Source organism: Peptoniphilus indolicus ATCC 29427, assembly GCF_000227315.1.
Classification (GTDB): Bacteria; Bacillota; Clostridia; order Tissierellales; family Peptoniphilaceae; genus Peptoniphilus; species Peptoniphilus indolicus.
The window spans coordinates 1,191,109-1,198,813 of sequence record NZ_JH165061.1 but is presented as its reverse complement, the minus strand read 5'-3'; the positions used below and the strand labels follow the sequence as shown (position 1 = coordinate 1,198,813).

Annotated in this window: 4 protein-coding genes and 1 pseudogene; all 5 read right to left on the bottom strand. The window is 32.5% G+C overall.

Annotation, left to right across the window (positions count from 1 at the left end; genetic code table 11):
• Positions 1-305 precede the first annotated feature (305 nt).
• On the bottom strand, positions 306-1,733 hold the full coding sequence (gene purB / locus HMPREF9129_RS05350; protein ID WP_004821176.1) for an adenylosuccinate lyase: 1,428 nt from the start codon (positions 1,731-1,733) through the stop codon (positions 306-308).
• Positions 1,733-5,412 (bottom strand): annotated as a pseudogene (locus tag HMPREF9129_RS05345) (phosphoribosylformylglycinamidine synthase). The gene purB and the pseudogene HMPREF9129_RS05345 overlap by 1 nt, the downstream one beginning before the upstream one ends.
• Positions 5,413-5,423: 11 nt before the next feature.
• Positions 5,424-6,773, bottom strand: a complete 1,350-nt coding sequence (purF, locus tag HMPREF9129_RS05340) for an amidophosphoribosyltransferase (RefSeq protein ID WP_004821164.1) — start codon at positions 6,771-6,773, stop codon at positions 5,424-5,426.
• On the bottom strand, positions 6,773-7,471 hold the full coding sequence (purC, locus tag HMPREF9129_RS05335) for a phosphoribosylaminoimidazolesuccinocarboxamide synthase (RefSeq protein WP_004821161.1): 699 nt from the start codon (positions 7,469-7,471) through the stop codon (positions 6,773-6,775). The genes purF and purC overlap by 1 nt, the downstream gene beginning before the upstream one ends.
• Positions 7,472-7,517: 46 nt before the next feature.
• Positions 7,518-7,655 carry a hypothetical protein gene (locus HMPREF9129_RS11395; RefSeq protein ID WP_004821160.1) on the bottom strand — a complete coding sequence of 46 codons (138 nt, stop codon included), beginning with the start codon at positions 7,653-7,655 and terminating at the stop codon, positions 7,518-7,520.
• Positions 7,656-7,705 lie beyond the last annotated feature (50 nt).

Sequence of the window (7,705 nt, the reverse complement as noted above, 5' to 3'; positions counted from 1 at the left end):
TTCATTATTATTCTTGCAGAGAATATAATATCCAATATCAACAATATAAAAAATATTTGTCTACTGCCAATACAGGTGACATAATAAATAATCCAACCATTACAAGCTCTTCTGAAGTAGCTATTTAAAATGGTGAGAATAAACATAATAAAATCAAGAAAAATCCTGATTATAAAGTTGTAACTGTACTTGTTTCAAGTAATGTTCTATCCATAGTCCCAACATAATCTGTTAAAAACATCTTACCTACATTTTGTAATTACCTTTTTTCATTCCCTTATTTAAAAATTATATATACATAGATATTAAACTTTTAATTTAACTCTATATTTTGTATCATAATCTAATATTGCAAAATTTACAATCTCTTTTAAAAATTCTTCAACTTGTTTTTCACTTCTGCCTATATAATTCACAGGATTTAGAATATTTTTAATGTCATCTTCTGTAATCGAAAAATCTTTGTCTTTTGCAAGTAGTTCTAATAAGTTATTATCTTTCCCTTCATCTTTTACTCTGCTCGCAGCTATCATGGAGTACTGTCTTATTTTTTCATGAAGTTCTTGTCTATTTCCACCTCTTTTTACAGCTTCCATCAATATATTTTCAGTTGCCATAAAAGGAAGTTCTCGTTCAACGTGTCTTTCTATAACTTTTTCATGCACTACAAGTCCACTTGTAACATTTATAGCTATATCTAAAATTGCATCTGTCGCCAAAAATCCTTCGGGAATTGAAAGTCTCTTATTTGCTGAATCGTCTAAAGTTCTTTCAAACCATTGTGTCGCTTCAACCATTGCAGGATTTTGTGCTATGTTTATCACATATTTTGACAATGATGCTATTCTCTCACTTCTCATTGGATTTCTCTTATATGCCATTGCAGAAGAACCTATTTGATTCTTCTCAAAAGGTTCTTCTACTTCTTTTAAATTTTGTAAAAGTCGTATATCATTAGTCATTTTATGAGCTGATTGAGCTATTTGTGATAGAGCTTGTAAAATTTGAAAATCTATTTTTCTTGTATAAGTCTGTCCTGAAACTGCAATTGCACTTGTAAATCCAAGTGAGTTCACTATTTTCTTTTCAAGTTCTTTAACTTTTTCGTGATCTCCATCAAATAATTCTAAGAACGAAGCTTGAGTCCCGGTTGTGCCCTTTACTCCTCTAAGTTTAAGATTTTCTATTCTATATTCAATTTCTTCTAAGTCAATTAAGAAATCTTGAATCCAAAGAGTTGCTCTCTTGCCCACTGTAACGAGCTGTGCCGGTTGGTAATGTGTATATCCTAATGTTGGCAAGCCTTTATATTTCTTTGCAAATTCAGATAGATTTTTTATCAATACAGCCAGTTTTTTAGCCACCAACTTTAAAGCTTTTCTCATAACTATTATATCTGTGTTGTCATTTACATAACAGCTTGTCGCACCAAGATGTATTATCCCCGCTGCACTCTTTGCCACGTCTCCATAAGCTTTTACGTGAGCCATTACATCGTGTCTAAGTTCTTTTTCATATTCAGCAGCTTTTTCAAAATCTATATTGTCTATATTTTCTTCTAATTCTTTAATTTGAGATGATGAGATATTTAATCCAAGTTCCATTTCAGCTTTGGCAAGTTCTGTCCACAAGATTCTAAATGTTTTAAATTTTTCCATATCTGAAAAAATATGACTCATTTCTCTACTTGCGTATCTTGTGTTTAAAGGGCTATTGTAAAGTTCTCTATCCATTATTTCTCCTTAAAATATTCTACTCCGGCTCTAAATATATTTTGATACTCTATGCCTTCTATATTTTTATACAAGTCACTATCAACTCTTTCAGAATGACCCATCTTTCCTAAGATTTTACCATCTTTAGAAATCAATGATTCTATATTTAAAACTGAACCGTTTGGACAATCTTCATACATTGCCACAACTTGCTCATTTTCAAATAAACTTCTCACACATTCTTCACTACCTACCAATCTACCTTCCCCATGTGAGATAGGAACTTTGTAAGATTTATTTTCTTCTAAAGTGCTCAACCAAGGTGAATTAGTAGTCAAAACTTTTGTATCTACCAGACAAGCTATATGTCTTCCAACAGTATTAAATGTCAATGTAGGGTCATCTTCTCCCAATTCTTTTATTTCTCCGTCAGGCAGCAACCCTGTTTTTATAAGAGCTTGGAATCCGTTGCATATTCCCAAAATCAAACCGTCATTTTCTTTTAGCATATACTCTATCGCTTCTTTTACTTTTGGCGACCTTATTACATTTGCTATGAACTTTCCTGATCCGTCCGGTTCATCTCCCATTGAAAATCCTCCAGGTATTGCTAAAATTTGAGCATTTCTAATCAATCTTGCAAATTCATCTATTGAGTCACTTATGTCTGAAGTATTTCTATTTCTAAATAAAAGTATGTCTACTTCTGCGCCTTCTTTTTCAAAGGCTTTCTTTGTATCCCATTCACTGTTTGTCCCTGGAAATGCTGGAATTACAACTTTTACTTTTCCTACTAGTCTATTTGATTTTAATCTTCTCTTTTCTACTTTTTTATTTACAATTTCTGTATTTAACTCTATTTTTGCCTTAGGCTTAAATATTTTATCTAAAGTATGAATGTAACTTTCTTCAAGTTCATTTGGCTCAAGTTCTATTCCATTTACAACTATTTTTTCAGAAAATTCACCTATATTCTTTATAAAATCTCTGTCTTCTAAATATTCAACTATAAAACTTCCATACCTTGGAGAATATAAATCGTCAAGTTCTATATCAAATCCAGTCTTATAAAGAGCTTGTTCATAAATTTGAGGAAGAGTCCCTTTAGCTGTTACAGCACTTATTGAGATAATATTTTTTCCAATATATCTTTATGAATTTTTTCAAAGTTTTCTTTTAGCTTCTCTAAATTCAATTTGAAGTTTTCATCGTATTCAATTTCAACTAATCCCAACTTACCTTTTTTCTTAAACTCAGGTGAAACTATATTTTCAACATCTTCTGTTGATACTGCAAATGAAATTAGCGTAGGAGGAACATTTATATCTTCAAAAGTACCACTCATTGAATCTTTTCCACCAATTGGAGGCGTTTCAAAAAATGCAGAACTTTCAAGTGCTCCAAGCAGTGATTTTAAAGGCTTAGACCAAGATTCTTCAGTGCTAAGTCTTTCATAAAACTCTTGAAAAGAAAGTCTTATATTTTCAACTGAGCTTCCAGTTGCAATCAATTTTGAAATTGATTCAATTACAGCATAGTAACCACCTAAGTATTGAGATTCTTCCGATAATTTTGGATTGCATCCGTAACTCATAAGTGACGCTGTCTTTACATCTCCATCAAATGATGGAATTTTAGCAGCCATAGCTTGTATTGGTACTGTTTGATTTTTTCCACCAAGCGGAGAAAGTATTGTTGCTCTTCCAACAGATTGGTCAAATAATTCAATCAAATTCTTTTTTGAAGTTATGTTTAAATCACTTAGATATTCTTTTAAATTTTTAGGATTTTTATCTTCAACCTTTAAAGAGTTCGGTATGCTTTCAGACTTAACTTTAACCTTTTGAGTTCTCTCCGCTCCGGTTGAATTGATGAATTCATAACTCATATCTGCTATAATTTGATCTTTATATAACATGACCATTCTTCTATCGTCCGTAACTGTCGCAACATGGGTAGCTTCCAAGTTTTCTTCTTCAGCAAGTTTTATAAAAGTTTCACTATCTTCTGGTGCAATCACAACTGCCATTCTCTCTTGTGATTCTGAAATGGCAATTTCTCTCGGTTTTAATCCTTCGTATTTTAGAGGTACTCTATCTAAATAAATTTCTATGCTATCTGAGAGTTCTCCAATTGCAACACTGACTCCGCCTGCTCCAAAATCATTACACTTTTTAATTAATTCAGCAGCTTCTCTTCTTCTGAAAAGCCTTTGTATTTTTCTCTCTTCTGGTGCGTTTCCCTTTTGTACTTGAGCTGACTCTGTCTTAATTGAAGATACAACGTGTGACTTAGACGAGCCCGTTGCTCCACCTATGCCGTCTCTACCGGTTCTTCCTCCCAATAGAATTACTAAGTCGCCTTTTACAGGTTCTATTCTCTTCACATTTTCTAAAGGTGCTGCGGCTATCACTGCCCCTGCTTCAAGTCTCTTAGCAACATATCCACTGTGGTACATTTCGTCTACATAACCTGTTGCTAAACCAATTTGATTGCCATATGATGAATAGCCCCTTGCCGCTTCTGTGGTTATCTTCTTTTGTGGCAACTTTCCTTCTAAAGTGTCTGCTACTGATGTAAATGGATCAGCTGCCCCACTTATTCTCATAGCTTGGTATACAAATGCCCTTCCACTTAGCGGGTCTCTTATAGCTCCCCCAAGACAAGTGCTTGCTCCACCTATTGGCTCTATTTCTGTTGGGTGGTTGTGAGTTTCATTTTTAAACATCAAAAGATAATCTCTTAATTCTTCTGTTCCGTCAACTTCAACCTTAACTTTTATCTTTATTGAACAAGCATTTATTTCCGAACTAACTTCAAGGTCTTCAAGTTTTCCATTTTTTCTTAAGTATTTTGCAAGTATGGTCCCAAAACTCATCAAGCTTATCGGCTTTTTAATATTCAATTCTTGACGTAATTTTAAATAGTGTTCAAAAGATTTTTTAATTTCTCTATCCAAATTAGTCTTTTCTTCAAAATCAATATCAAGTCCGGTATTAAATGTAGTATGCCTGCAATGGTCTGACCAATAAGTGTCTATAATCGACAATTCTGTTTCGTTTGGATTTCTATTTTCACTTCTAAAGTATTCTTGAAAAACTTTTAAATCTTCCAAGCTCATAGCTAAATTTTTATTTTTCAAAAATTCATCAAGTTCTACATCTGAGAAATTTATAAATCCATCATAAGTAATATTTTCAACACTAGCTTTAGAGTTTTCTTCTAAAGTTTGATATTCATAATCCAATTTTATGCTTTCAGAGTCTACAGGATTTACCAATATGCTTTCTATTCTCTCAAGTTCTTTTTCACTAACTCCTGTGAACTCATACACCTTAGTCACTTTCGCAATTATATTGTCATTTGTAAACAATGCTATTGTATCCAACAAACCCTGTTCCCTTTGGTCAAATTGCCCAGGAAGATATGAAACTCTTATAGCTTTATCAAAACTATTTTCTAAATCTTTTGCTCCATCTCCAACGTAAAGCTCATCTACAGGTTTTTCTGAGAGAATTGTATACAGTATTGAATTTAAAGTTTCTTCGTCTATTTTCAAATCATATCTTCTATAAATTCTCAACTTTTCTACTTGTATATTTAAAGAATTTCCAATTTCTTTTTTTAGGTCCTCAGACTCATAATCAAATTCATCTTTCTTTCTGACATAAATTATTTTTACATCTTCATTCATGATTTATATCCTCCTCAAATGAGTATCGGGTCAACGGGATAATCTCCGTTGAAACAAGCTTTACAAAATATATCTTTTTCTTTTAAACTTGCCTCTATCATTCCATCCATTGAGATAAAAGCTAAAGAGTCCGCTCCTATTTTTTTTCTAATTTCTTCAATAGAATAATTTGCTGCAATTAAATTCTTTCTCGACGGAGTGTCTATGCCATAGTAACAAGGGTACTCAACTGGTGGAGAAACTATTCTCATATGCACTTCCTTTGCTCCTGCTTCTTTCATTCTCTTGATTAAATTTGCTGAAGTAGTTCCCCTTACAATTGAATCGTCCACGACAACTATTCTCTTACCTTTTAGCACAGTTCCAAGTGGATTTAACTTCATCTTTACGCTTATTTCTCTTTCTTCATTTGTTGGCTTTATGAAAGTTCTCCCCATATATCTGTTCTTTACAAGTCCCTCTGCAAATGGAATTCCCGTTTCTTGAGCATATCCTATCGCTCCCGGAGTTCCGCTGTCAGGTACTGAAATTATCAAATCAGCTTCAACCGGTGCTTCTCTTGAGAGAATTTCCCCACATCGCCTTCTGAAATTGTATGAGTTTATATCATCAAGAGTTGCATCATCTCTTGCAAAATAAACATATTCAAAAATGCAGTGGTGTCTTTTATCTTTACTTTCATAGAATTTAGATTTTATTCCATTCTTATCAATTACGATTATTTCACCCGGTTCAACATCTCTCTTTTCAGATACCCCAATTATTTCAAGTGGTGCGTTTTCTGAGGCTATTATACATTCTCCATCTTCACCAACTCCAAGCACAAGAGGTCTAAATCCATTTGGATCTCTAAATGCAATCAGTTTATCCTCAAACATCATAACAATTGAATAAGCCCCTTGAATTATTCCCATTGTCTTTTTTATAGCTTCAATGATGTCATCTTTATAGTATCTTGATATCAAGAACAAGATTACTTCACTATCTATGGTAGTTTGGAACATCATTCCATCTTCTTCCAATCTTGTCTTTAAGATTTGATGATTTATTAAATTTCCATTATGTGCCAAACATATTTCCTTGCCCTTTGTAAATCCGATTAAAGGCTGTGTATTGTATTCAAATGAACCTCCTGCCGTAGAATATCTTACATGTCCTATTCCAATAGTCCCCGGCAACCTATTCAAAACTTCTTCACTGAAAATATCGTAAACCAGACCCATGCTCTTTTCTAAACGCATTTTTTCGCCATCAAATACACATAGTCCTGCTGATTCCTGTCCCCTATGTTGAAGTGAATTAAGTCCATAGAATAACTTCTTACTAACTTCTTTATTTGAATATATTCCTATTACTCCACACATTAGCCATTTATCCTATTCAAAACTTCTTTGTAACCTTCTATCAAATCTCCCAAATCTCTTCTGAAAATATCTTTGTCATATTTTTGATTAGTATCTTTATCCCACAATCTACAAGTGTCAGGGCTTATTTCATCTGCTAACAAAATATTTCCATTTCCATCTTTACCATATTCAATTTTAAAATCTACTAATTTTAAATTTATCTTTCCAAAGAAATCTTTTAATAAATCATTTATTTTTAAAGTTTCTCTCTTTAAATAGTCGTATTCTTCTTTTGTAATTATTCCTAATGCTATAGCATGGTCTTCAACCATCAAAGGGTCTCCCAAATCATCGTTTTTATATGACAATTCAAAAGTTGGAACTTCAAATACAATACCTTCATCAACTCCATATCTCTTTGCAAAAGAACCTGCTGAAATATTTCTTACAATAACTTCTAAAGGCATAATTTCAACTTTCTTAACCTTCATTTGTCTGTTGTCCATAGTTTCAACATAGTGAGTTTTAACCCCATTTTCTTCTAACATCTTAAATATCGCTGTTGTAATTGCAAGATTTAATTCGCCTTTGCCAAATATGTCGGCTCTTTTTTCTCCATTACCTGCCGTTGCAGTATCTTTATACTTGATAATGTACTCAGAATTATTTTCTGTACTATAAACTTCCTTAGCTTTGCCTTCATAAATTTTTTCCATATCATTTCTCCAAAAAAAATAGAGAATCGCACAACGATTCTCTTAGTTAGATATTTTTAGTTACAACTATAGCTTTCTTAGAAAAGTTTACACTATCTCCTAGGCTTGTTTTTAAATCATTTTGTAGAATATTGCTAACCAACATAAAAACATTATGAATATCAATTACAAACTTATTCGACATAGTGTTTTCTCCTTTTATCTATTACATCTTGTATTATAACATAGAATTTT